This is a genomic window from Paenibacillus intestini, assembly GCF_030803945.1.
GTDB classification, from domain to species: domain Bacteria; phylum Bacillota; class Bacilli; order Paenibacillales; family Paenibacillaceae; genus Paenibacillus; species Paenibacillus polysaccharolyticus.
In genome coordinates this window covers 17,706-44,038 of record NZ_JAURUN010000007.1, presented here as the reverse complement: position 1 = coordinate 44,038, position 26,333 = coordinate 17,706, and the positions used below count along the sequence as shown (strand labels likewise).

The window sequence follows — 26,333 nt, the reverse complement described above, 5'->3', positions numbered from 1 at the left end:
TCTTTCATAGATACGACAAAATGAAGGTGCTTCCTTAAATATTTTTAACAATCCCCCTAAAATCAGTTGACGTTAGTTACGTTTCGTCATTAAACTATGAATGCTGCATGTATTAAGCGTACATTCAATTACTCTTTAAATTCGGATACACATCATGCAATATATGAAAACGAAAAGGGTGATTCAAACATGTCTCACAAACGTTCCTCCAAAGGTGGAGAAATTCCGCAAATGTACAATCTGGACGAGATGGATCGCAAAATCATCGCCGCGCTCCATGAGAACAGCCGGATTTCCTATACAGACCTGGGTACACAGATTGGATTATCCCGCGTAGCCGTTCAAGCTCGCATCAATGCATTATCGGAAAAAGGAATCATTGAACGTTTCACCGTTGTCATTAACCCAGGCAAGGTGGGGCTACAGGTCTCTGCCTTTTTTAATGTCGATGTGGAACCGCGCTTCCTGGATGAAGTTGCAGAGATGCTGGATGATGAGCCAGCAGTGACCAGTCTCTATCATATGACAGGCCCAAGTACCCTGCATATGCACGGTATTTTTGCAGATATGGAAGAGATGGAGCAGTTCATACTGGAGAAACTCTACAAGATGCCTGGCATCGTCAAAGTGGAATCACAACTGCTCTTAAAACGATATAAAAGCCGCATGGGCATGAGACTCTAGGAGGATATCAGCATGAGTTGGAAAGATTACAACGGTCTCGTGGTCGGCATGGTACGAACCGGAATTTTGGGATATGGCGGTGGCCCCTCGGTTATCCCGCTAATCCGTTATGAAGCCGTCACCCGGTACAAGTGGGTCAGCGACGATGAATTCGGCGAGATTCTGGCGATTGCCAACGCCTTGCCGGGACCTATCGCAACCAAAATGGCTGCTTATCTAGGCTATAAAACAAAGGGTGTTCTAGGCGCTATTGTGTCCGTACTCGCTCATATTTTGCCGACAAGTATCGCGATTATTGCTCTACTCGGTTCGATGTACGCACTGCGTGAATCCAAGATTGTAGCGGGTATGGTAGCAGCCGTGCGCCCTGTCATTTTTGTGATGCTTGGTATGATGGCCTATGAATTTGCGATGAAAGCCTGGAAAGGCTTGGGTAAGTGGTTTGCTATTTTATTCGGTGTGATTGCCTTTGCAGCATTACAGTTACTCAATATTCATCCGGGACTGGTGATTACGGTGTTCCTGGTCTATGGTTTCTTCCATTTCGGGCTGGTACAGCGTATAAAATCCAAAGGTAACTCCGACAAGGAGGTATCGTAGGATGCTTCAGACATGGTGGGAATTATTTTGGGGATTTTTTGTAGCGAACATCCTCGGATATGGAGGCGGCCCCGCTTCCATTCCATTGATGCAGGAAGAGATTGTGAATCATTACCACTGGATGACAACCGAGCAGTTCGGTGATGTACTGGCAATCGGTAATGCGCTCCCAGGCCCGATTGCCACGAAAATTGCTGCATTTGTCGGATATCACGTCGCAGGCTGGTTTGGTGCATTAATTGCCAGCTTCGCTACCATTGTACCGTCAGCAGTTGCACTTATTCTATTACTTCGTTTGTTGAACAAACACCGGACTTCACCGAAGGTCAAAGGCATGACTCTGCTTGTTCAGCCGGTGATCGCTGTGCTCATGATTCTACTCACTTGGGAATTCGGCCAAGTATCCACGGACTCCATCGGCATCTGGCAGACGCTGATTATTGCAGGCATCTCCCTCTGGGTCATGACCAAAACCAAGCTGCACCCGGCAATTCTTATTCTTATTGCTTTTGCCTATGGTGCTTTGGTACTGTCACATACGATGTGACCAGATTAGATCGCTATTAGATCGCTAATCTAAATTATGAATTCGGGAAAAGGTATGTTTTCAACTCTATATGGTACTCAAAAAGGTGATATCAGCTTGAATGCTGATATCACCTTTTTGACATTTACTATTTCTGATCCGTATTCCGACCTTACTTTTCCTCAACCACAACGTTGACCTTTGTTTTTACACCTGCATAGGAGATGGTAATAGTCGCTTTACCTTTACCATTCGCTTGAATGATCCCATCTTTTACGGAAGCCGTCGCAATGCGGGAGGAAGTCCAAAGTGCTGGTTTGGACACATTGGCTTCACTTCCATCCAAATATGTTGCGGTGGCGACTACGGTTGCTTTATCGCCAACTTTCATCGTTAACGTGACTTTATCCGTCTGTAAATATTTCAATGTATCTACATCCAGCGCAATCGTAATCGTTTTGCTACCGTACTTCGCAGTTATTCTTGCTTTACCTGAGCTCAGTGCCTTCACTTTGCCTTTGGTCACTTGAGCCACTTTGTAACTGTTTGATTTCCACTCTGCTTTGTCTGTAACATCCCGCTCACTGCCATCACTCAAGGTAGCAGTCAACTTCAAATCCACGGTTTCACCGGATTTCAGGGAAAGAGCTGGTTCAGAAGCTTCAATCCGAGAAATGACATCGACTTCAACCTGAATTGTGATTTTCTGTGAGCCGTATTCAGCTGTGATGTTCGCTTTACCACTGCTATTACCTGTGATTACACCTTTTTTCACATCAGCAACACGCGCATTGCTTGATTTCCAAGTTGCATCGGCTGTGACGTCTTTCGTATTACCGTCCCCATCCGTGCCTGTAAGGATAATAGCTTGAGTTTCTTTTGCAGACAGCACGACAAAGTTCATATCCGCTTCCAGCCCGCTCGCCATTCCTACTTCTACAGGCAGTGTCAACGTTTTTCCTTCGATTTTAGCAGTAATCGTCGCTTTGCCTGTCGCTACACCCGTAATAACCCCTTTGCTGTCTACCTCAGCGATTTTCTCGCTGCTACTGCTCCACGTTGCATCGTCAGATACATCCTTGGAAGTTTCACCGTATACGGCAAGCACTTTGGCAGCAGTGGTTCCGCCAACAGCAACGGTTGCTTTCTTTTTATCCATCTCATACTTGTCAGGCACGTCTACGTTTACTGTGAATTTCACCGTTTTGCCGCCATATGCTGCGGTAATGGTAGCTGTACCCGATTTGTATGCAATCAGTTCACCACCCGATACATATACAATATCTGCATTGCTGGACGTCCACGTCGCTTTGGACGTTACATCTTCCTTGCTTGCATCGATGTACTCAGCGTTCGCTGTCAGGTTTTTCTTTTTGTTATCACCAGTCACGCTCATGGCAAGTTTGTCGGTAACATCTTTGATATCCAGATATCTCGCCGTATCTACATCGACAGCGATCTCTACCGTTTTGCCACTGTATGCAGCCTTAATCGTTGTTGATCCCGCACTTATTGCTGTAATCTGGCCTTTGAACACCGTAGCCACCTTCTCATTGCTGGATGTCCACGTTGCCTGATCCGTTACATTCACATCACTACTGTTTGGATATGAAGCTGTAACTGCGACATTGGCCGTTTTATTCGTATCACTCAAGCGGAAGAAGATACTCTGTTTCGCTACGCTCAGCTTGCTCGTCGGATCTACATCCACATCTACGGATACCGACTTGGTACCATATTTACCTGTAATTGTGGCAGAACCTGCCGAATAACCTGTAATGTTGCCTTTCAGTACATCTGCAACCTTTTCGTTGCTTGACGTCCACTCTGCCAGATCGGTTACATCTTTGGAAGTTCCATCTGGATAGGTCGCTGTTAATGTGACACTTTCCTTCTGTTTCAGAAGTAGACTGATCTGGCTTTTGTCCACATCCACACGTTTAACCACTTCCACGTTAACATCTATTGTTACGCTCTGACTGCCCAGCTTCGCTGTAATCAAAGCTGTACCTGCACTCTGACCCGTCACTTTACCGTTGACCACTGTTGCCACTTTCTCATTACTTGTTGACCATTCGGCACTGCTCGCCGCCTGCTCATTCGTTGTATTATCACTATAAGTTGCAGTCAGCAAAATATCCTTGGTAACCCCTGTACGGAGATCAAGATCTTGCACATTTTTGGAAAGGGCTTTGACTTTCTTGGTCACTTTGATTTGAATAGATTGACTTTGCCCTTGATACGCCACTGTAACTGTGGCTGTACCTTCTTTTTTAGCTGTTATTGAACCATTATATGCAGAGGCTACCGAAGCATCACTGCTCGTCCAGGATGAACTGATCGTAACGTTTGCCGAGGTATTATCCGAATATACCCCCGTTACGGTAACCGACCCGGAATCGCCGACTTCGAGCGACATTTCATTTTTGGAAACCACAATTTTGGACAGTTCTTTCTCTGCCGCAGCGGCCAAGCCTACGTTGGAAATACTCAGTATCAACACCAGCATCATCACCATGTACTTGGTCAATCTTGGCTTAAACATCATTTCCCTCCGATTAATCGTCAATTTTTTCCTACTCTAATTAATGTCGGCAAGAACTTTCCAGATGTTTAGACTTTCAGGAAATTTTCAGGTAATTATATGGAAAATCATACTATAGTCTCATCTACTCCCGCTGCGCATAACCTGAATATAAGGCTTGCGATCTTACGCAACATCATTTTTCAGTATCGGGGGAAATCGGTGTGAATCCGTCATTTGATTACATCCATTATTGGGAGCAGACTTATTCTTCGGGTAAAACGTCGGGCAGGGGTTCATATGGCGTGTTGGCGGAATTCAAAGCCGAGGTGGTCAATGCGTTAATCCGGCGCGAAGGTATTCATCGGGTCATCGAATTCGGCTGCGGAGATGGAAACCAGTTGAAATATATGAACTATGGTGAATACCTGGGCATGGATGTGGCTGCCTCGTCTATAAAACAATGCGCTTCGCTATATGCCAGCGATCCTTCCAAAAGCTTCATGGTGTATACACCGAGCCTGTGGGTTAATCGCGGTTTTCTCCAAGCTGATCTGACCGTGTGCCTGGATGTGCTGTATCATATTACAGATGAAACGGACTTTCGGGCGACCTTACGCGATGTTCTCCACACTTCAACTCAATGGGTGGTGCTCTATACAAGGCTGAAGGAGCAAGGAGAATCCGGCGTGAAAACCATCCAGGATCGCAATCTGTTCCACTATCTATTCGATTATCCCGAATTCAAAGTGCATGAGATCATACGCCAGCGATATCCTGAGCAATCCTCTGCCGACTTTGTCATTCTGAGACGTTCGCCAGCGAAGTAAGTTCACTTCCTGAAGATACAGCAGAGAAACAACATAAATAACCGCCCTATGCAGGGCGGTTGGCTAGGCGTATCTTGAAACCTACTGAATTGCATCTTTCCCCCTTTTTCGCCCCCTGCTATGTCACTTCCCCTTGACGTGCCCCGGCACGCCTGCGGGAAACTTCCTTGCTTGGAACGAATTTTCGGAAAATCGGCTTTCTTCAGCGTTTCTCGTTAAAATAACCCCTCGTTTCCACGCAACTTCGACAGCGCTTCCATATAGAAGTAATCGCCGTAAATAATCGGCACATTGATTCCCCGGCCTTCCGGGTAATGTACCGTTCCCTGCATAATCAGCCCTTCTTCCGCTACAGATTCAGCAGGGCTGTAGCGCTCGTACAAGCCGCGGACGATGCGCTCTCCCGCGGCGGCGTAGATTTGCCCGCGTGGCGACAGCTTCGCGAGCTCGAACAGACCGCTCGCGGCAATCGCCGCAGCGGACGAGTCCCACGCCGCCTGATGCTCGGCAGGCGCGCGGAAATCCCACACCGGCACGATGTCTTCGCCAAGCATGGCGAGGAAGAAATCGGCCGCCCGCTCCGCTGTCTCCAGATATCGGGCTTCGCCCGTATACCGGAAAGACAGCGCAAACCCGTGCAACGCCCAGGCGGTTCCCCGCGCCCAGGCGGACCCGGGAGCATGGCCTTGGCCGCCATGCTCCCGCAGCTTCTGCCCCGTGTGTGGATCAAACTCCACCACGTGGCAGATGGACCCGTCTGCGCGGACGAATTCGCGCGCCACGGTGTCCGCATGCGCTTCCGCCAGCCATCGGAAGCGAGGATCGCCGCTCTGCTCGGATGCCCAGTAGAGCAGCGGCAGGTTCATCATGCTGTCGATGATGGCAACGCCGCGCGTGTCCATCATCGACGAGCCGAAGTTCCATGCGCGGATGAACTCACCGCGCACGTGAAAGCGGGCAGCGAGCAGATTCGCGGCAAGCATGCCGCGGCGGCGCCCATCCTCGCTGCCCATCTGGCGATAGCTGGCTACGCCACTAAGCAGCCAGATGAAACCCAGATCGTGATCCACCAGGTCTGGATCACGCAGACAATCTTCGAGCTGTCGCTCACAGCTAGCGGCGATCCGCCGCAGATCCGCGGCTGCTTCATGCTGCGGATCATCCCGGTACACCAGCCACAACAGTCCGGGCCAGAAACCGGCTGTCCACCATTCCGGAGCATTTTTGTCGTACACACCCTGCGGTGAAATATGAGGAAAGGTATCCTGGATTCGTTTCGCATTTCGAATCGTCTTGTGAACCCCTTGCTGCCATGCTTCCTCCAGCCATGTTGCGGATGTTGAGGTATTCATGATCATGTCCTCCTGTTCCTATGTGAGATCGCGTCCCAATCGAATAGTGAATGTCAGTTGCTGTGCATCGTAAACTTCCATCCGCGCCTGCTTAAGCAGTCCGTTGCGTGAAGCCACTTCCTGTGGATTCAGCTGAATTACCGCTTTGGCATCTTGAACTGTCGATTCAACGTATGCTCCCAGGTACGCTGTGCGTACACTCTGCTCCGTATAAGTAATCACAGCCTGCTCCCGACCATCGCTAAACATCAGTGGAATCACAGCTCCCACCGCCTCCATCTCACCCTCAAATATATACGTCACCACCAGTTCATCTGCTCGTTGCACATAACGGGTAATGATAGAGCGCATCCCAGGTAAAGGCCCCGTCCAGGTAATTTCAAAATCATTCTCCGTTGTATTCAACATGGCTTTTTCGGCAGTTTCCCTCTTAGTTTGCTCAGAAGCTTTTCTCGTATCATGCTCAGCTATACTCTCAACAATATCCGTACCAACTGCTGACACGGTTTTATGCAGCTTATTTTCTGCCGTAATCTCACCCGTCCGGGTCGCCATCTTAAATATGATTGAACCGCCACCGTTCGCCGGATCAATTCCCGCATCACGGTCATACTCACTACCTGATGGTATGCCCTCAGCCAGACTATGCCACACCCCATCCGTTGTCTTCCAAGCGGGGCAATAACTCAGAGGCTGTACAACACCTTCAGCAAATTCCGTAAATCCTGCCTGTACGTGACTGGCTGCGGACGGGCCTATTAATCCCGGCAGACCTGCCTGTTGCACTCGTACCAGCCCCGGAATCGTATACGGGTCATTCAGCGCAGTGTGCAAAACCAACTGCTGGCCTGGCACAGAGGCCAGCACGGTTTCGAACCAGCCATCCGTCTGTAGTACCCTGTTTCCAATCTCGGAAGGGAGATAGGCTAGCACAATCCCCTCATCTGAAGCACGAAGACAGGCATGTGCCAGCGCGGCTGCCGTCCACAGATTGTAACAGGTGTGATTGGTGTATACTTCATAACCGTGACGTTTCTCAGGCGCATATTCGTTGCGTACAATCTTCAAACGTCCATCCGGCATCAACCAGCGCTCTACGGCTTCAAAACAACGATTTGCCGCTCGTGCGAACGCCCCGGCCATCACCGAATCCCCAGCCTGCATCGCCAGCTTGGCGTGTACCGAGCAAACATATGCCGCCGCCGCTTCATTCCATTGGTGCTGGGAGCTGCGACCACGCGGCGGTATTTCTCCCAGCGGAGACAACATCAGCAGTGAGCTGAACGCACCATGATTCAGCTTCTCTCGTAATGCATCTGCGACTGCCCCTTCATAACCTCCATCAAGCATCACTTCAAGATGATAGCGGGTAGCGATATCATAGGAAAACGGACAATTCGGCCGATCCAGCGGGCCGTCCTGATACAGACCGAGCGGAGTAAAACGCGGCAGATGGTATGCTTCGAGATAACGATCCATCCACGTTGTATCCTCACTCGCAAGATGTTCGCTCCATCGCAGATATTCACCAGAGATCATAATGGCATTCCAGTTAATCATGCGATTGGCATTATTCATCTTACTCATCGTAAATACATAATCGTTCTCGGGATCAATCGTCCGAAGTGCCTCGGCCCAGATGGAGGCCTGATCAGGTCGATGAGATCTAAGCAACATGTATGCCCGCATCATCAGTACAGGAAAAAAATCCGGATGATTGTCCGGCGCACTGCCGCTTACCACCGCATCAATGCTATGTGACAGAGCTGCCGATGCGGAATCCAGCAGCTCCATGTGCCCTGCATCCACCAGTACTGCAGCTGCCATAGCGTAGGCTGGGGTGGAGTAGTACCGTTCTATGCCTGAATACGGATCGATAATTGCACCGTTATTATCCTGATATTTCGTGTAAGCGCACACAATTTGTTTCACGAGTGCCAGCTTACGCTCCCTGCTCCAGCCATCTGCCGGTGCAGAGCCAGCTTCAGCTGCTAGTGTGCGATACCTTTCAAGTTCATTTTTCCATGGATATGTCGCTGTGGCTGTATAACGACTCACGTGGACTCACCTCGGCTTCTCCTTGATGGGGTTCAACCATAAAATCAACCTGACATACAATCTCTAGCGGAGCATCGTTGGCGGTTTCGGCATCTTCAACTCGTTCATCCTCGCTCTTTGTCGCTGTAACTTCGTTCCCTTTCCAAACAAGTGATGTACGATAAAATGTAACAGGGACCTGATCATGATCCACGGTATGCACAGCTTCTGTCTGCACCCGCCACTGGACAGCATCATAGTTCATGTACAGATTAGCCTGCGAAGCCTGCCACCGAAGTCTGCCTTCCTTTTCCATTGTCGGACCTACCCGGCTTATCCAGCGCTCAACGACTTGTGCTTCAACATATGGCTCGTTCAACGAAGACTTCGTGGTATCCGCTTCTGTGTCCATCTTCCATTGGAATCTGTCTATAATCCGCAAGGTCGCCATATCTACATGCACACCCGGATCAGAAGGATTCCCCGTACTACAACAACTGCCGCCTCTTTCCTTAACTTCCATAGTCCCATTCATTCCAACACAATCTTGTCCGGCCTTCCAGCTCAGATGACGTGTATATCGGTGTAGTGTTGTTGCTTCGGAATATGCACGCGTCAGGTCGAACAAGGCCTGCATTTCACTTCCATCCGGCTCAAGCCTGAATTCCAGCAACTCGGCTTCAGCCTTTCTACCCGAACGTTGCTCGCAACCTCCGATCAGGGGCACGTTATGCCCGGCAGATGAGATATGAAATAACTGCTCGCGCCCTGGAGCAAAATACGCCTGAGTGTACAACCCTGCTCCAGGGTCACAAAGTATATTTTCGCCACCGCAGTGGATAATCACTTGTCCCAGATCATTATGATTGTGGGGTTCATCATTATGACCGCCTTTAAACGAACACGCCACCTGAACCCACTCCCGGTCTGAACAAGGTTTGCTTGTCTCTCCTTGTACATTCGGCGGCATATGAAGGGCATGTTTAGCAACCATCCATTCCAGCTGTTGAAAAATAAACCCTCCACTCGCCTGCTCAGCCGCTTCTCGATGTATACGTTTATATACCACCGGATCGCTCCACATCACGTTCCGTAGCAGATGGGCCCAACGACGACAAGGATCTTCTGTCAGCCGGGGAATACGCAAGGGCAAATCCACTTCCATTCCGAAACGTACAGCTAACAGAGACAGGAGCCCCGAAGGTATCTCTTCATGCTCCGAGCTATCCGAATAATTGATAAATGTACCGCCCGACAGATGGATTCGTAGCGGAAATGCCGCTATCGCCGCTATCTTGGAACCTTGTAACAAGTCCAACGCTCCCTCGGTGTAGTCCAGTAACATCTCGGCATAATAGACGAAATAACCGAAGCCATACACCCAGTACCCAATCCCTTCAGCACAGCCGCCGTCCTCGCCATACCCGCTCAAGAACGCCTTCATACAATTGATTGTCTGTCTGTTGGCCTCCAGCAGCATCGCCTGATCCTCCAGCAATAACAGAGCAGCCATGCCGCAACATCCCCCACAGACAGCAGACCAGTTGTGATCGGCTATCTGCCAGTGATATGCCCTCTTTTCCCTGTATAACGGCGTAAAGATACGTCGCTCCGCCTCTTTACGTATCCGTTCAACAACCAGAGCATCGAGATGATGACGATGAAGTATCACAATCTCCGCAAGCATATGTACCGTCTCTGCCGCGAAGAGGTCGATATTGCCTGCTACCTGCTCCGCCTCTCCCGTTCCCAGATGTGCCGGAAGGCACCACGTATATTCATCACATACCGCCCACAACATCTCTTCGAGAGCATGAACCATATGAGGGGTGCCAGCATCGAGAGCAAGCATGGCAACGGCTGCTAATCTACCGCGCCTTTCGAAGTAAACCTGCTCGTATGCTTTGCGGTCTCCCTCCCTGCCAAACTGTCGAAACAGTTGGAATGTCAGAAGAGGTAGCGGTTCTCTTAATGCTTGCTCTCCATACCTTCGTAAATCGGTGAGCATCTCAGCCAACTCGGGCCGGAACAATTTTTCCCGAAGTTCATCAGCCTTGAATCCTGCACCCTCTTGAACATGATTCCGATTGTTAATGTTAAGAAACACCTGCTGGATCTGCTCTTCGTCTGTCCAGTCGAGTACCTCAGATTCATCTAGAGCGTATCTTACACGCATTTCATGATGTTCGTTTCCGATTTCGTGATTAGAGCCTTGCAAAGGATTCACCACGCTTCACTAATGGAATTTAAGATAAGCTACACAATAGCAAGTGGAGATTGCTGCACCACAGACAACCACTGACGAGCAATTAGCTCATGACCTGCCGCAGTAGGATGAACGCCATCCCATAACCAGTATGAAGCATCGGCTTGCTCCAATGCCGCATCGAACGTTTGCTGTAGCGGGACCCACACCGCCCCAAAGTGCTCGGCCATTTCTCGAACCTGTTGCTGGTATTCAGCCATAAGCGTTTCCCAGCCCTCCCATTTCTCCAATGTCGCCCCTGTCTTCAGAATAAAAGGCTCCATCAGTACAAGTCCGGTATCCGGTATAACTTCCCGTGTTTCCTCCAGCAAGTGACGATACGCCCGGGCAAAACGATCTGTATATCCTCTTGGTTCATCATTCATGAAACGCCAAGCATCGTTAACCCCAATCAGGATACTGATCAGATCGGGTTTCAGACTATATGTGTCTTCATTCCAGCGTGCGTACAGATCGGATGCCCGATTTCCGCTAATGCCTCGGTTATAGAACGTTTTTTGCTTGCTGGCCAGCTCCATGCCCAGTCTGCTTGAGATCAAATACGCGTACCCGTGACCGAGAACATGATTCAGATCCTCATTCCGTGATCTTCCTCCGTCGGTAATGGAATCCCCTTGAAACAAAATCGTCGATGGACTTGGTTTCATCTTAGACATCGTTCCTTTCGCTCAAAATAGTTGATGAAATCCTTCTACTATATCCATGGCACAACAGACTATTTCATGCTGCTTTCTCCATCTTATCCCTTTTAGGTTCATTAGAAAATAGCGTTTTCATCATGATCCCGTCATTCTATCCCATGAGGTAACGTAGTATCATCATGGATACAATACCAACCAGCACCGTACCAAGCAGACTGCGTGTCCAGATGGCTACAGCCACTGTCGGCAATGCTGCCCACAAGGCGGCATTTTCTGTAATCGGCACCAGTCGATTGCCTGACATAAACAACTCCTGACCAATAAGTGAGGCCATGACGGCAACAGGCACATATTCGAGCCAGCGCATCAGCCACACCGGAATCTGTATTTTACTGAAGAGCATAAGCGGCAATACCCGTGGAATAAATGTAAGCAGTGCCGAGCCCATAATAATCCAGAATACATCCCATCTTACTTCCATCGTTCCATAAACACTCCCATCGTTGCTGCAACCACTGCCGCTATGATAATGCTCAGACTGCCTAGTGAAGCCATGCTTGCTAAGATAACACACACGACCGCTATGATTGCTACATTGATATGTATTTTTTTGCTTTTGCGATGTACCAACTGAAGCACAATTAGACCGATAAACATCGCTGGCAACGCATAGTCCAGTCCAAACCGATCCGGATTTGTAATCCAGCGCCCAAAGTACGCTCCCGCCATGTTCGCGACAAACCAGTTCAAGTACGCCGTAATATTTAGACCGTGCATCCAGCGCTCACTGAGCGTTTTTCTACCGATTGCACGGGTCATCGCCACACCGAATGACTCATCCGTAAGCAGTGAGCCAATCCACATATTTTTAAGCGGTGTCAGATGTCTGAAATACGGAGATACGGCTGCGCTAAGCAGCAGATGACGCAGATTCACAAAAAATATAGTGAAGATGATCGCTAACGCCGATCCATTGGAAGCCAGCATCCCTGCTGCGATGAACTGGGCAGAACCTGCATACAAAATCAGGCTCAACAATGCCGTTTCGGCAAAACTGAGACCTGCAGTCATCTCGATGACCCCCGCTGCAAAGCCAATACTTAAGTATCCAAGCAGGGTAGGCACACAATCTCGAACCCCCTGCATAAATGTTGCCTCATCCTGGATTTCCACACTTTTTTCATGTGCAGATAATCTTGGTGCACTTTCATTCAACTCTCGTACAACTCCTCTCTAATTTTAATCACTGTCAGCCGATATATATCGATACATACCATTCTGAATCAGAGATTTGGAATAATGAATGCAGAATTGGTTTGCATTAACTTAGAAATATACCATATTTTATGTCAGTTCGGGAGAGTTGACAGGGGGAGAATGTACTATGAAGAAAGTGAAGCAGCCAAAGGGGAAACGAACGTTACAGATGAGAGAGAAACTGATACTTTCATTTGCTATCGTGCTGCTGATCCCGACGATCAGTTTAGGCATCATTTCATTCCAGACAGCGGCTACCAAGGTCGAAGAAAAAATGTTTGAGAATGCCAACAGTAGCGTGAGTGTACTGAATCAGACCATTGACCAGATTATCGGGGCTACACGCAAAAATGTAGACTTCCTAGCAAGTCAGCTGGATGCTGGTAATGTGGGTCCGGTTCAAGGGGACGAAACGAAAACGATCCGTACCTTACTTGATGCTTACAAAGATACCCACGATGACGTGGAACTTGCTTCCGTCGGAACGGATAAAGGTGTCTATATCAACTCCCCAGTCACCGCTGTAAACAAACCGGGATACGATCCCCGTGAACGTCCTTGGTTTAAAGCTGCTTCGGAGAACAAAGACGTGCCTACTGTAATCACACCTTACATCTCAAGCAATACAGGTAACGTAGTTGCTTCGGTCGCTCAGACGACCGGTGACGGTCATGGTGTTGTTTCGGTCAGTCTGTCCCTTAAAGCTCTTTCCGAGACGGTAAATTCCACGAAAATCGGGCAAAGAGGATATATCTATATTATCGATAATGCAAATAAAATCATCGTACATCCAACCGAAAAACCTGGTACTGAAGGTACGATGGAACCCTATAAACAAATTTTTGATCAAAAGAATGGTGATCTGCAATATACGTTGAACGGAAAAAACGAGCATGCCTTCTTCGTAACCAATGAAACGACAGGCTGGACAGTCGTCGGTGTTATCGATAACGACGAAGTTACGGAAACCGTTCGTCCAATCCTGTACACTACCCTGGTTGTTATTGCGATTGCTGTAGTTATCAGCTCCATCATTATTTTCTGGATTGTACAAGCCATTACGAAACCCCTCAATCGACTTGTCAAAGCCTCCAACGAAATCAGCGATGGAAATCTGACCATTGAGGTTGCTGTGAAAGGTCAGGATGAGTTCGGCAAGCTCAGTAACAGCTTTAATAAAATGAGTGCATCTCTACGAACCGTCATTCAGGATGTGCGTAATACAGCTGACGAGCTTACAACATCTTCTGCACAGCTTGCGATCAATTCATCGGAGACAACCAAAGCTACAGAGCAAGTGGCCCTCATTACAGAACAGTCCGCAGCTGGCATTGAAAAGCAGGCAAACAGCCTGAAACATACCGCACAACAGATGAATGAACTTGCCGGAGGGGTTGGACAAGTAACCAACAGTACACAGCAAGTATCCGAAGCTGCAATGCAAGCAAGCGAACTCGCGCAACAAGGGAACTCGACGATCAAAACGGCTGTATCGGAGATGGGCTCCATCCAGCATTTTGTGCAAGGTATCGCAGAAACTGCGACACGGCTGGATCAGCATTCCAGCTCCATCGGTGAGATGGTATCTGTCATTACGGATATCGCAGCCCAAACCAACCTGCTTGCGCTGAATGCTTCCATTGAAGCAGCCCGTGCAGGCGAGCATGGACGCGGATTCTCCGTTGTAGCGAGTGAAGTCCGAAAACTGGCGGAGCAGTCCAGCGAATCCGGCCAGAAGATCGTGGAGATGGTTGCATCCATTCAGCAAGAAATATCCAGGGCTAATGAGAATGTTCGTCTGGGACAAAAAGATGTAGACAGCGGCATCCGAGCTGTACAATTTGCCGATGATGCATTTGTGCAGATTAGCGAGGCCGTTGGGGTGGTCAATCAGCAGCTTGAAAATATCGCAGCGGCATCAGAAGAGATGTCTGCCAGCACTGCAGAAGTGGTGCAGTCTATTGACCACATTCATACCATCTCGGAAACCAATGCCGATGGCACAGAGAATATCTCCGCTGCGACGGAAGAGCAAGTGGCGTCCATGCAGGAAATCTCCTCCTCTGCCGATTCCCTTGCGCATCTGGCTAATAAGCTGCAGAAGCTGGTAGAGCAATTCAAGCTGTAATGGGCAACCAACGCAAATCTTTCGCCATTTGGCGAGCATATTAGAGCACATCAACTTAAAAAGTCCCTTTGCCGACTCTACAGCAAAGGGATTTTTTTTCGTTTAGGATAGTCATACATATAGGATAGTCATACATACTCACTACTTACTTGCCACTTGCTTGCTTACTAACTTATTAAAAAGGCTAAATCACAATATTCCGCCCAGAAGTGACTGCCCTGCATCGCCTGATCTAGCTGGATAATTTTCTAACGATCCCCAGGAACGCTATTTGGATAATATCATACCGTTTTATTTTCTAACGATCTCAGGGAAGCTTATTTAGTAAAAATAAAGAGAAAATGAACGGATATCGTGTGTTTTAGTGAAATAAGGTTTCTGGTGATCGTTACATTTCCAGAAAACCAGTATCGCCAAATTAAGCTCCTCTGGGATCGTTAGAGTCACTGCCCGTTATACTATGCTTCATGCTGAGGATGAACTAGCTGTTCAAAATTAAAATGTTAAGTTCGTAGTGTTCAATACTGAAATTGAACTCTATTCACCTACTAATTCGATGGTTTTGTCTCCCCGTGGTATCCACGATCCCCGTAAGGCTCCAGCTTCTCAAACCAGCTTTCCAGACATTTGGCCAGCGCATCCTTCGGATCGGCGTAGGGATTGTCATCCTTTTTCATGACTTCTAATACCTCAATCGTAAATGCACTCTCACCGTATTCATTCCACTCTGCCTGCAAACGTCGATTCAGATGGCTTCCCATCTGCAGCATAAATTGCTGCCCATTAATGGTCTTCAGATTAGGCGTGCTGTCGATGTACACTTTGCCGTTTCGCTCATTCCGAATTTGATAAACGCCTGCTTCTGTTTTGACTTCTTTGGCTTGCTCTTGTAACTCTTTGCGTCGATTCATGCTTTTCTCTCCTTTACCTGCTTTTACTGCTGGAAATTGCTGTTCCATGGCTGGGGATGCAGATGAATTATCTGATAATATTGTTGATGATCCTTTCTTCTGTTTCCCATCCCCTCTACCGTTACCTTGTTCCTCTGCTGCACTACCCAGCCAGTACTGGCTTCCATCCTCTTTTCGCTCCAACAAGCCGTAATCCACCAGATATCTCCGAATCTCAACATAGTCAGCATGTACCTTCTCCAAGAGTGTGTTCACTTGTTTTTCGGTGTACTGACGCCGGGATTCAAAACGTTTGGCAATCTCTGTGAGTACGATAAACTTATGCTTTTGCTGCATATGGAACGTAGTCATTGGGCCGCTTGTGCCTTCGGGAAAGTAGCTGCGTAGCACTTGTTCCCGTTCCTCTTCGGATATATCAAAGGAATGCTGATGAATCGTATGACCTTGTTTCATAATCGGCGACACCCATGTTGCCGGAGCATGCAGGTCTTTATTTTTCAACAGTTCCATTAACGCCAGAAATATTTTGGCCTGCCTCTCTTTTTCCTTCAAAACGAATCGATGGTTTCGAATGGTAGACGCACTGCCGATGCCCAGAGCCTGTTGCACTTCTGCATCCTTTTTCCCTTCATAGAACTGGGCCAGCAGACCTCGCTGTACATCCGACAATCCGGTCACACTTTTATCCAGCTCCAGCAAATATTCAAATACCGAACCGTGGACCTTCTCAATATGAACACCCATGTAACGAACCGCATCATAGAGCACACCTTCGTCAGGGTAAACAATTCCCGGTTCTGTTGTAAAACCGCAACAAATACAGGAATAGGCCATTCCTTCCTCCACATATCCGCGTTTGATCTCTTCGAGAGATGCTGTCTGCAATCTTGAATCCGAGGCTTTCATCCTTCGCCGTCCTTTCTATCAATCATCTAATGTATTTTGATTTGTGAGTTATTTGGAGTTCCAAGTTAATCTGTATTGATTCATACGGGAAATTCATTTAAAAAAACTCTATTTAATTAATTTGTTTGTTTATTTATAGACATAATATAATTATATTTGTTTATTGTCAAACTAACGAGGTAGATTAGATACCTCAATCATAATCCAATCTCCTGCAAAAAAAGAAAAAAGACTGCCGGTTCATTACCCCGACAGCCTTCATACCCGCGTTCATACTCCCTCAGTTACAATTTGAATCGTTCAATCATGCTCTGCAGATCCTCTGCCATGCGAGACAAAGCCGCTGAAGATGCTGCAACCTCCTCCATTGTAGCAAGCTGCTCCTGAGCAGCCGCCGATCCATCCTCGGTTCCCGCAGCAATCCGGTTAGAGAGAACCATCGTTTCGTTTACAGCTTTGTTCACATGTCCCATTCCTTGATCGATCTGACGGGAAGCTGTAGCTGCCTCTTCGGCCTGGGACGCAACGGTTCGAACCGCATCACGAATCGTCTCGAAGGCTTCTCCGGCCTCTGCAATCATCTGCGAGCTTTTCACCATACCTTCACCTGTACGTGCAAAGGTAGACTGAACAGCATGAGTCTTCTCATGCATCTCCCGCATAAGCTCATTGATTCGCTCTGCCGAAGCACCTGAGCTGTTCGCAAGCAATTTCACTTCGTTCGCAACCACAGCGAATCCCCGGCCATGCTCGCCTGCTCTCGAAGCCTCAATGGAAGCATTCAGTGCCAGAATGTTCGTCTGCTTGGCGATGGCTGTAATCTCCGCTACAATCTCCAGAATTTCATCGTTTTTCGCTCGCAGATCTTCGATGACAGCCTCCATATCCTTGCTCTCATCATTCACCTGCTGAATATGGGACACGGCCTGCTGCATCGTGACCATACCCGCTTCCGATTTGGAGGATGCTTCAATGGCAATACGTTCTGCATCTCCGGCTCTTGCAGAAATCTCCTTCACACCAAGTGACATTTCACCGACAAGTTGCTCTGTCGCTGCAAGACTTTCATTCTGCATCGTTGTTCCTGCAGCTGCATCTTGCATCAACTCCGCTACTTGCTCCGTTGCTTTCGAGGTCTGCTCAGAGCTTGCCATCAACTCTTCCGATGATGCCGCCAGCTGACTCGATGTATCATGTACTTCGCCCAGGACATGACGCAGTGAATTCGTCATGGTATCAAAGCTTTCTCCAAGCTGACCGAACTCATCCTTGCGCCGCAGGCCTACACGAACCGTCAGGTCCCCTGCACTTACTTGAGAAGCCGCTTGGGTTAACTGTTGCAATGGACGGTGAATGCTACGGATAATAAAGATCAGCAGCACAATCCCCACCATAACCGCTACGCCGACAAGAGTGATTGCTCGGATCATAATAGGCTGCACGGACTCTGCCGCTTCGGAGGGAATCATCTCGCCGACAATTTTCCAACCCGTTGCCGTATTTGTGTAAAATACAGCCTCCATCGGTTGACCATCATATGTATACTTCACGGTTCCCTGATCTTTCGTATACATCTCGTTGATGTAACTTTGATTAGACTGAGTACCGGATTCAATCTTGTAATGGAATAAAAATTTCCCGCCATTATCCAGCATATACAGTTTCCCTGCTTTACCGATATGGATCTGATCCACTGTCTCCTTCAAATGATTCAAGCTTACATTGGCTCCAAAAACACCTTGTCCGTCTGCTAGCTTGGCCGCTGCTGTCACCACCCATTCCCCAGTCGTTGCGGACTGGAAAGTATCCGAGATGACTGGCTCAGATTGTGATAGAGCCATCTTATACCATGTGCGTTCACGAGGATCATAGATCTGGTTACCGGGATCAGGGGATTTCATCCAACTTCCATCCTTCGCTCCAGCCGTAAGCACCCCGAGTTCTTTATGGTTTTTGGACATCCGATCCATCTGAGCTTGAAGCGCAGGTGACTTGTTAATAATGTCTTCGGATGTAATACCCGATGCCATCTGTGCAGCGTTGTCCTTCTCCATATTGAGCATCTGATCAATCTGCAGACTAAGCATTTCCGTTTTGGCCTGTGCAGAACGAGTAATCTCCATTTTAACCTGATCTGCTGCCTTAAGATAAGCAAGCCACCCTACACTAAGGCTGGGTACAATCAGGAACAAAAGGAATGCGGCAATCAGCCGTTTTTTTACCGTCAACGTAAACCATGATTGAAACCTCCCCTTCACTTTATGCCCTGTTTGAGGCTTTTTTTGAAGTCTTTTTTGAAGCCCTTTTCTCATTATCTATCTATCTCCCATCATTAAGTTCAACTCTTTTTATCGGAAAGTTCGCCGCGAAACATTATGTATCCATACTAAATAATCGCAATTTTAATGATTTGATCCTATTACTTAGATATACTCTCTTTTTGACCCCCTTGTTGGGATCGTTTACAATATTTATATAATGGATTATTAAGAAACACTTGGAAGGAGAGGGTTCAAATCTTACGCAAGTTTCACACGCAACAACCTGTATTTAGCAGTGGTTATTCATCCATGCTTCGTATTCTATTCGCAATCATTCTATGCGCAGGCCCGGTATTCGGGCTGTTTAACAACCCTACGGTTTCTGCAGCGCAGACTACACAAGCCGTGCATATTGAAGTCAACGGAGAGCCACAATTCTGGAACAACGCTCCGCTTATTCTAAAAGGTACAACGTTCGTTCCCTTACGAGATGTAGTCCAATCTGTTAAAGGGGATCTGAAGTGGGATGCTCGTACCAACACAGCTACCATCACCGTTGGAAGGGACACACTGGTGCATCAAGCCGGAAGTAGATCCATTAAAGTAAACCAGGTATCTCTGGCTTCTCCAGTGAATTCACGCACCATTAACGGCACATTAATGATTCCTGTCCGGACCCTGGCGAATGCTTTGAAGGCTGATATTCAAGTCCAGCGAACGCTTTCAGGCCAGATGAATGTTGGTATAACGACTGACCAGGTCAGCGTGTTAAATCCTGAAGTGGCTAGCGTAGACACATATCTGCGCGAGATCAACTATCCGGGGATGGCTCTGATTGCACGAGACGGCGAAGTCTTGCTCAAACAGGGTTATGGTCTTGCTGACGAACAGACCATGAATCGTCCGGACCAGAAGACCCGTATCGCCTCCTTGAGCAAGTCATTCACTGCGGCTTCCATTTTGAGTCTCGCAGAAGCAGGCAAGTTGGATGTTCAAGATCCAATCTCCACCTATATTTCTGGCATCCCGAAAGGAGATCAGATTACCCTGCATATGTTACTGTCCCAAACGTCGGGTCTGCCGTCGGCCTTCGGTCGCGGGGAAGGCGATACACTTGAAAAAACGGTAGAAGAGATTCGCCACAAAACGTTGAAGTTCGAACCCGGCAGTGCCTACCTGTACAGCAATAGCGGCTATGTATTGCTTGCGTACGTTGTGGAGCAGGTATCTGGCATGAGCTATGCAGACTATGTGCAACAAACCATTCTGGGGCCGCTCGGTATGAAAGACTCCGGAGAAGCATCCCGCAAAGTGCATACGAACAGCGGCTTTGTTCAGCAAGGAAAAGGATGGGTGCCTGCACCTTACTATGTTTCACAATCTGGGTCAGGTACGATCTATTCGACCGTGGATGATCTGCTGAAATGGGATCGGGCACTATATACTGACCAGATTTTAAATCAGGAAACGATTGAAACGATGTATGAGCCCTATTCCAATAAAAATTACGGCTATGCCTGGATACTCAAGGAAAACGGAACAAAACGCACCGTCTTCCACAATGGAAGCGGCGGTGGGTTTTCCACAGCATTTTCACGCAATCTATCCGATGATATTACCATTATCCTGCTCGGTAATCATGCAGGCATGGATATGACCACACTGCTAAGTGATATAGAGACAAGAACGGCCAAAGCCTTGCAATTGTGATGGTCGCTTGAAGCATCATAACGTAGCCGCACGAAGCCACCAATTCAGCGGGGTTGGAAGTTTGAGGTTGGTGTTTTGCATTTTGGTTAGTGGTTGTTCTCTGATTGGTGTTGGCGGTTCGGGGCTAGAGTAGGTTGAGGTCAAGGAGTAGCTGAGATTGGGTTGCGGGTTGATTGGGGTTAGAGTTAGGTAGAGTTGAAGATTACGGTTGGGGGTGAGGTCTGCGTTGGCTACACAGTCTTCACCCACCCCCCTGTTTATTCTAACGATCTCAGATGAGCTTATTTGAGCGATAATCACCCTTCAGAAATTGTAAAGATCACCAGTAACCTTATTTCTCTAAAAACACATGCTCAACGCCCAATTTCGTATCTATTTCTCTAAATAAGCTTTCCTGTGATCGTTAGAATATAAAACCTGCTAATATCACCCAAATAACGTTTCTGGAGATCGTTAGATTTTAGAATCCACGAAAATGAACCAAATATCATCAGGCGTGGTCACTAGAACCGGTTACGGTTTGGGTTATCCCATTAATAATGCTTTCTGCATGTACAATAATAAGAGTATGCAACACGCAAAGGGACGAAGCATGAACAGCCTCGTCCCTTTTGTTATTCTCATACATCGTTTGTTATTCCGGCTATGTGACGAGACACCAGCTCATCCCTCATATCCTTAAAGGTTCAGTTTCAGCTACGTCAAGTCCCGTCAGATTGCGTCATATATAGAATTGCATCTATTTAATCAATCGTGACAGGAAGCTCGCCCTTGAACGGGATCTGTCCCATCATCGCTTTCGCTGCACTACTCATCGCGAGAGGCCGGCTCTCATATGCCGCGATATAAGTCTGCACATCCGGCAACTTCTGTAGGTCGTACGGGCTGCGAAGTGCGGTTACAGCCAGTGGTTTGCCAAGTTGCTGAAGCCAGCCGATCAACCGGCATTGCGGGTCACCGGAAGGGCTGCCTGCATTATGAGTGCCGATCACGATCTGCCCAACATCCACCGCTTCTGCGGCTTGAAGCAAACGAGCCGAGGATAGCGCAATTTCATCCGCTGCTACCCTCATATCCACTACTTCCAAACCTTGAGCTGACAAAGCCGCTCCGAGTGTTGCCCCACCATCCAACTGTTCATCCGCAATGCTTGTCACTTCTGCGGCAACCGTAATGACAAGTGTTCGCTCTTGTTTTAGCGGCAACATATGCTGTGCATCCCGAATTAATGTAATGCTCTTCTCACTGATTCGCTGAGCTACCTCCTGATGCGGTGGACTATTACGTTGAAACGGAACTGCAACTGGCTGATTTACATTCATGGAATTTATGGAATTGTGAACAACCGCCGGGGTCGCATAGATATCATCCACACCAGATATCCCGCTCATACTGACAGACATCTCCACTGCCGTGTCGCTCTCCAGCCCCATCTCCACATTCATCAGCCCACGCTTCATTTTATATGTCAACAGACGTTTAACAGATTCATCAATCCGCCGCTCACTGATACGTCCACTTTTCACCGCATTCATCAATGCTTCAAAAGCTTCCACCTGTAACTGTGCCGTATGACTGATCAGTACCATATCTGCTCCAGCTTCAACCGCCATCACCGCCGCATCGACGGTGCCGTAGTGAGTAGCGATCGCCTTCATCTCCATACAGTCAGTCAAGATCATACCCTCATATCCAAGCTCCTTACGCAGCAGTCCGGTCAAAACAGAATGAGATAATGTCACCGGCAGACGTTCTGGCTCCAGTGCCGGAAAATAAATGTGAGCAGACATCATTGCGTCTACACCCTCTGCAATGGCTGCACGAAATGGCAAAAGCTCTACCTGATCCACCCTTGTTCTGTCATGTGTAATCACAGGAAGATCCAGATGGGAATCCGTATCCGTGTCTCCATGGCCGGGAAAATGTTTGGCGGTTGCAGCTATACCCGCTTGCTGAAATCCAGCAATGGAGGCCGCACCGAAGTCAGCTACCTTTTCCGCGGATTCCCCGAAGGAACGCACGCCAATGACCGGGTTGCTCGCATTGTTGTTCACGTCGAGTACGGGTGCAAAATTCATGTTGATGCCCATCGATTGTAGCTCCGCTCCACTGATCCGTGCCGCTGCATAAGCATCTTGCACCGATCCGGCCGCAGCAATGGCCATCTGTCCAGGCATAAGTGCAATCCCCTCTGTAATTCGAGCCACCATGCCGCCTTCCTGGTCAATAGCAATCCAGAGAGGTACATTGCCACTTGCTTGCGCAATGTTCTGCAAACCGCCGGATAGCCGCTCTACCTGCTCAGGCGAAACCACATTCCTTGCAAAATAAACGATACCGCCAATCGGGTAATCTCCAAGCAGCTTCTCTATCCCGCCTTCCGGCTCTGTTCCATGAAATCCGCATAACAGCATCTGCCCGATCTTATCCCTTAAGCTCATCTGTCCGATTCTTTGCTTCACCCTGTCCTTCAAGCTACGCATTAGCATTACGTCTCCTCCTCCCATGAACCTCACGACCCTCGTGCCAAAGAGCAGCATCCCTGTCTGTCACGCTACTCTTCATTCATCCCTATCTGCCCATTAAGCCCGTCATTCATCGTATAGCAAATAGGGTCTGCGGCGTTCCTGCCACATCTTCTCCTGTTCACGCCAAGCTGCCATTAAACGAAATAAACTACTACCGTCTCCAATGATCTCGCGAACCTCTCTCCCTCCAGTAAGTAAGTCAATAAAATATCGGGAGCCCTTACGCGGAGGTTCAAGCCACTCGAACTGTTCGGGGTATCGAACGGCTATCTCATGCAAAAGCAACAAACCTGTCTCCACGGAACGGAATTCCTTTTCTTCTGTGACAAAGAGCCTTACACCCCCACATCGTTCTCCTGCATGTTTGGAAAAGGCCGGTGTCATATACACCGGGTGGAAATACACCCCGTCCAATCCATGAGACCGCATCGCATCTGCTAGCTGTTGGCCATCGATCCACGGGGCACCCAGCCATTCAAATGGCCTTGTCGTGCCTCGACCTTCCGATACATTCGTACCTTCCAATAGGCACGTTCCCGCATAAGAACGCACGGTATCTACCGTTGGCATATTAGGCGAAGGCATCATCCAAGGCAGCCCCGTCTCCGTAAAAGTCATGCTTCGCCGCCAGCCCTCCATCGCTATGACGTCTAACTCACAGGGCACATGATGCTCGGCGTTGACAAGCAAAGCCAGTTCCCCCATCGTCATCCCGGTACGAATGGATGTAGCCCAGGCTCCTACGAAGGATTCAAACCCGGCCTTGAGTAAACCACCCTCCACCTCCATACCGCCAAGCGGATTGGGTCGATCCAGCACTAATAGACGTTTTCCCGACTCGCCACAGGCCTCCATCATCTCAATTAACGTCGAAGCATACGTATAATACCTCACACCCACATCCTGAATATCAAAAAGAACCGTATCCACATCAGCCAGCATGTAAGGCTGCGGCTTTTTATGTATACCGTACAAGCTGTATACCGGAATGCCATAACGGGAGTGTTCCGAGTCTGGAAAAGGAATACCTGCCTGCAGCTCTCCGGACAGCCCATGCTCACATGCAAACAAAGCCGTCAACTTGGCATCCACCAAGCCTGCACATACATCCACCGTGGAGACAAAGTCTGCTGTGATGCCCGTCGGATTCGTCACCAAACCGATTCGTGCGCCACCAGTTAACCAGGGATGTGAAGCTCCTTCAGCCAGCACATCCGCTCCTGTTTTCACCCTCATGATACATGACCTTCGCTTACCCAACCGGCTTGCTGATGATCATTACCACGAGACAATTCAGGCTCCTCTTCAGGTTCAATCAGATTACTTGTGGCCTTATGCTGATAGATGGCAAACATACCTGCAAACAACGCTCCGAATCCCACAACCGTCAGCATAAGCAGCGCGCTAAGGCACACCACTTGGAAGCAGGCCGCAATCGTATACCCCGGATAACGGAAGAACAACTTCACGCTCTCTCCCATCGCCTGCAGGAAGCCCATTCCTTTTTGCAACATAAGCTGCCAAGTGTAAAACTGTGAGATGAACGCCAATATGACAAAAAACGTCTGAAACATGCCTACTGCCATGCCCGTCATGTTGCCTTTCCCTCCGTAATACCACCAGGTTGACCAGAGGATGAAACCGAGCAGTGCAACCAACAGCCCCGTCACACCGCCCGGAAGCAACCCCCTCAACGTACCTTCCCATATATCACGCAGCGCGTTTCGGCGCTCTTTCCGCTCCAGCCGATGATGCACTGCGTAACAGACACCGAACAAGAGCGGCATATAGATGATGGCAAGTAGCAGCACGGCCACCGGTATCGGCGCAAACATGAGAATCGGAATGAGCAGCACGGAGCTGCCCGCACTGAACAGCGCCACCGGAATAATATCCCGGTAGATCTCTACCCCTGACTTGACCACCACTTCGCTCAGTTTACGCATAAAAGCTCTCCTCCCTGTAATTTGTGAAAGCCGTTATTCGTTAAGAGTTTGATTACGCTCTCCATCATGACGGATATTCTATTCCCGTCCGATCGCCATCTCCGTCTCCGGGTCAAAAAAATGCGCTTTGCGCATATCTAGCACAAAGGTCTTATCCATACCCACATATGCATGGGTCTCAGGATGAACCTTGGCTGTCACCGTCCGGCTTCCGAGACGGAAGTAGAGCAAATTTTCCGAACCCAGATGCTCCACCACCTGAACACGTGCTTGAAGCATGTGATCTTGCGGAACATTGGGTGCCACATCATCACCAAAAATATGCTCTGGACGCAGTCCAAGGATGACTCGTTTGCCCTGATAGCTGTTTAAGCGCTCTAGCACATCCGCTGGTAACGTGAACGATGTACCCTCCACCTTCACTTGCGTACCTTCGATGTGAGCATCAATGAAGTTCATTGCAGGCGAGCCGATAAAACCGGCGACAAACATATTGCGCGGACTTGCATAGAGCTCTTTCGGTGATGCGACCTGTTGAATATCCCCATGATTCATCACTACAATGCGCTCGCCAAGCGTCATAGCCTCGACCTGATCATGTGTAACATAAACGATTGTAGCGCCCAGCCTTTTATGCAGCTCGCCAAGCTCTACACGCATCTGCACACGCAGCTTGGCATCGAGGTTTGAGAGCGGCTCATCGAACAGAAAAACCTGTGGATCACGCACAATCGCTCGTCCCACGGCGACACGCTGGCGCTGTCCTCCGGACAATTCGCGAGGCTTACGTTCCAGCATAGCTTCCAGGCCAAGGATTGAAGCAGCATTCTGTACTTGCTCATCAATATAGGCTTTGGGTTTCTTCAGATTTTTCAGACCGAAGGACAGATTCTCCCGAATGGTCATATGAGGATACAAGGCATAATCCTGAAAGACCATCGCGATATCCCGATCCTTGGGATGCAGATCATTCACAATGCGATTCCCGATGACGATGTCCCCACTGGTCTGTTTCTCAAGCCCTGCGATCATTCGCAGTGAGGTTGTTTTACCGCATCCCGAAGGCCCAACAAACACGACAAATTCCTTATCTTCTATTACAAAGTCCGAACCGGCGACCGCCGTGAACGTTCCTTTATGGTCGTCTTTGAACTCTTTGCGCACTTGGCGAAACTCCACGCGTGCCATAGGTTAATCCCCCTTTTACATTGTCACCTGTTGTAACT

The 26,333-nt window shown here is 48.6% G+C and carries 19 protein-coding genes; 6 read left to right on the top strand and 13 right to left on the bottom strand.

The window, feature by feature from the left end; genetic code table 11:
* Window positions 1-189 precede the first annotated feature (189 nt).
* The 3 genes from chrS to chrA are packed head-to-tail and all read left to right on the top strand — an operon-like array spanning window position 190 to window position 1,831.
* Entirely contained in the window at window positions 190-684 is a 495-nt protein-coding gene (gene chrS / locus J2T16_RS18445; RefSeq protein ID WP_090918940.1) for a chromate efflux transcriptional regulator ChrS, read from the top strand.
* Window positions 685-696: 12 nt separating this feature from the next.
* Window positions 697-1,284: a chromate efflux transporter ChrB gene (chrB, locus tag J2T16_RS18440; protein WP_090918942.1), complete on the top strand. Its 588-nt coding sequence runs from the start codon at window positions 697-699 to the stop codon at window positions 1,282-1,284.
* A 1-nt stretch (window position 1,285) separates the two neighbouring features.
* Window positions 1,286-1,831, top strand: coding sequence for a chromate efflux transporter ChrA (chrA, locus tag J2T16_RS18435; protein ID WP_090918944.1), 546 nt, complete (start codon window positions 1,286-1,288; stop codon window positions 1,829-1,831).
* A 151-nt stretch (window positions 1,832-1,982) separates the two neighbouring features.
* Here chrA and J2T16_RS18430 read toward each other — a convergent pair whose 3' ends face one another.
* Entirely contained in the window at window positions 1,983-4,355 is a 2,373-nt protein-coding gene (locus tag J2T16_RS18430) for an Ig-like domain-containing protein (RefSeq protein WP_499019003.1), read from the bottom strand.
* Between the two features lie 203 nt (window positions 4,356-4,558).
* On the opposite strand from J2T16_RS18430, the gene J2T16_RS18425 reads away from it, so the two are divergent.
* Window positions 4,559-5,164, top strand: a complete 606-nt coding sequence (locus J2T16_RS18425; protein WP_499019001.1) for a methyltransferase domain-containing protein — start codon at window positions 4,559-4,561, stop codon at window positions 5,162-5,164.
* A gap of 215 nt (window positions 5,165-5,379) precedes the next feature.
* Here J2T16_RS18425 and J2T16_RS18420 read toward each other — a convergent pair whose 3' ends face one another.
* The 6 genes from J2T16_RS18420 to J2T16_RS18395 all read right to left on the bottom strand — a co-directional run bounded on the left by J2T16_RS18420 (window position 5,380) and on the right by J2T16_RS18395 (window position 12,606).
* On the bottom strand, window positions 5,380-6,516 hold the full coding sequence (locus J2T16_RS18420) for a glycoside hydrolase family 88 protein (protein ID WP_499019000.1): 1,137 nt from the start codon (window positions 6,514-6,516) through the stop codon (window positions 5,380-5,382).
* A gap of 18 nt (window positions 6,517-6,534) precedes the next feature.
* Window positions 6,535-8,574: a glycosyl hydrolase gene (locus J2T16_RS18415; protein ID WP_499018999.1), complete on the bottom strand. Its 2,040-nt coding sequence runs from the start codon at window positions 8,572-8,574 to the stop codon at window positions 6,535-6,537.
* Window positions 8,531-10,729: a heparinase II/III family protein gene (locus J2T16_RS18410; RefSeq protein ID WP_186809866.1), complete on the bottom strand. Its 2,199-nt coding sequence runs from the start codon at window positions 10,727-10,729 to the stop codon at window positions 8,531-8,533. Before J2T16_RS18410 ends, J2T16_RS18415 begins: the two co-directional genes overlap by 44 nt.
* An 80-nt stretch (window positions 10,730-10,809) precedes the next feature.
* Window positions 10,810-11,466 carry an SGNH/GDSL hydrolase family protein gene (locus tag J2T16_RS18405; protein WP_145334288.1) on the bottom strand — a complete coding sequence of 219 codons (657 nt, stop codon included), beginning with the start codon at window positions 11,464-11,466 and terminating at the stop codon, window positions 10,810-10,812.
* 145 nt (window positions 11,467-11,611) lie between these two features.
* On the bottom strand, window positions 11,612-11,941 hold the full coding sequence (locus J2T16_RS18400) for an AzlD domain-containing protein (RefSeq protein ID WP_145334208.1): 330 nt from the start codon (window positions 11,939-11,941) through the stop codon (window positions 11,612-11,614).
* Entirely contained in the window at window positions 11,932-12,606 is a 675-nt protein-coding gene (locus J2T16_RS18395) for an AzlC family ABC transporter permease (protein WP_145334290.1), read from the bottom strand. The genes J2T16_RS18400 and J2T16_RS18395 overlap by 10 nt, the downstream gene beginning before the upstream one ends.
* 238 nt (window positions 12,607-12,844) lie before the next feature.
* Here J2T16_RS18395 and J2T16_RS18390 point away from each other — a divergent pair, with 238 nt between their 5' ends.
* Entirely contained in the window at window positions 12,845-14,845 is a 2,001-nt protein-coding gene (locus J2T16_RS18390; protein WP_336121316.1) for a methyl-accepting chemotaxis protein, read from the top strand.
* A gap of 548 nt (window positions 14,846-15,393) precedes the next feature.
* Here the strand turns inward: J2T16_RS18390 and J2T16_RS18385 are convergent.
* Entirely contained in the window at window positions 15,394-16,662 is a 1,269-nt protein-coding gene (locus J2T16_RS18385; RefSeq protein WP_154892052.1) for a DUF2087 domain-containing protein, read from the bottom strand.
* Between the two features lie 284 nt (window positions 16,663-16,946).
* The gene (locus J2T16_RS18380) at window positions 16,947-18,890 is read right to left on the bottom strand and encodes a methyl-accepting chemotaxis protein (RefSeq protein ID WP_336121317.1); all 1,944 of its coding nucleotides are present in this window, start codon (window positions 18,888-18,890) and stop codon (window positions 16,947-16,949) included.
* A gap of 342 nt (window positions 18,891-19,232) precedes the next feature.
* Here J2T16_RS18380 and J2T16_RS18375 point away from each other — a divergent pair, with 342 nt between their 5' ends.
* A complete protein-coding gene (locus tag J2T16_RS18375; RefSeq protein WP_154892054.1) occupies window positions 19,233-20,633 on the top strand; it encodes a serine hydrolase in 1,401 nt (466 codons plus the stop codon).
* Between the two features lie 743 nt (window positions 20,634-21,376).
* Here the strand turns inward: J2T16_RS18375 and nagZ are convergent.
* The 4 genes from nagZ to J2T16_RS18355 all read right to left on the bottom strand — a co-directional run bounded on the left by nagZ (window position 21,377) and on the right by J2T16_RS18355 (window position 26,295).
* A complete protein-coding gene (gene nagZ, locus J2T16_RS18370) occupies window positions 21,377-23,122 on the bottom strand; it encodes a beta-N-acetylhexosaminidase (protein WP_260510724.1) in 1,746 nt (581 codons plus the stop codon).
* 102 nt (window positions 23,123-23,224) lie between these two features.
* Window positions 23,225-24,397 carry an exo-beta-N-acetylmuramidase NamZ family protein gene (locus J2T16_RS18365; protein ID WP_154892055.1) on the bottom strand — a complete coding sequence of 391 codons (1,173 nt, stop codon included), beginning with the start codon at window positions 24,395-24,397 and terminating at the stop codon, window positions 23,225-23,227.
* On the bottom strand, window positions 24,394-25,107 hold the full coding sequence (locus tag J2T16_RS18360; protein ID WP_154892056.1) for a hypothetical protein: 714 nt from the start codon (window positions 25,105-25,107) through the stop codon (window positions 24,394-24,396). Before J2T16_RS18360 ends, J2T16_RS18365 begins: the two co-directional genes overlap by 4 nt.
* 78 nt (window positions 25,108-25,185) lie before the next feature.
* Window positions 25,186-26,295, bottom strand: a complete 1,110-nt coding sequence (locus J2T16_RS18355) for an ABC transporter ATP-binding protein (protein WP_154892057.1) — start codon at window positions 26,293-26,295, stop codon at window positions 25,186-25,188.
* Window positions 26,296-26,333: the final 38 nt, after the last annotated feature.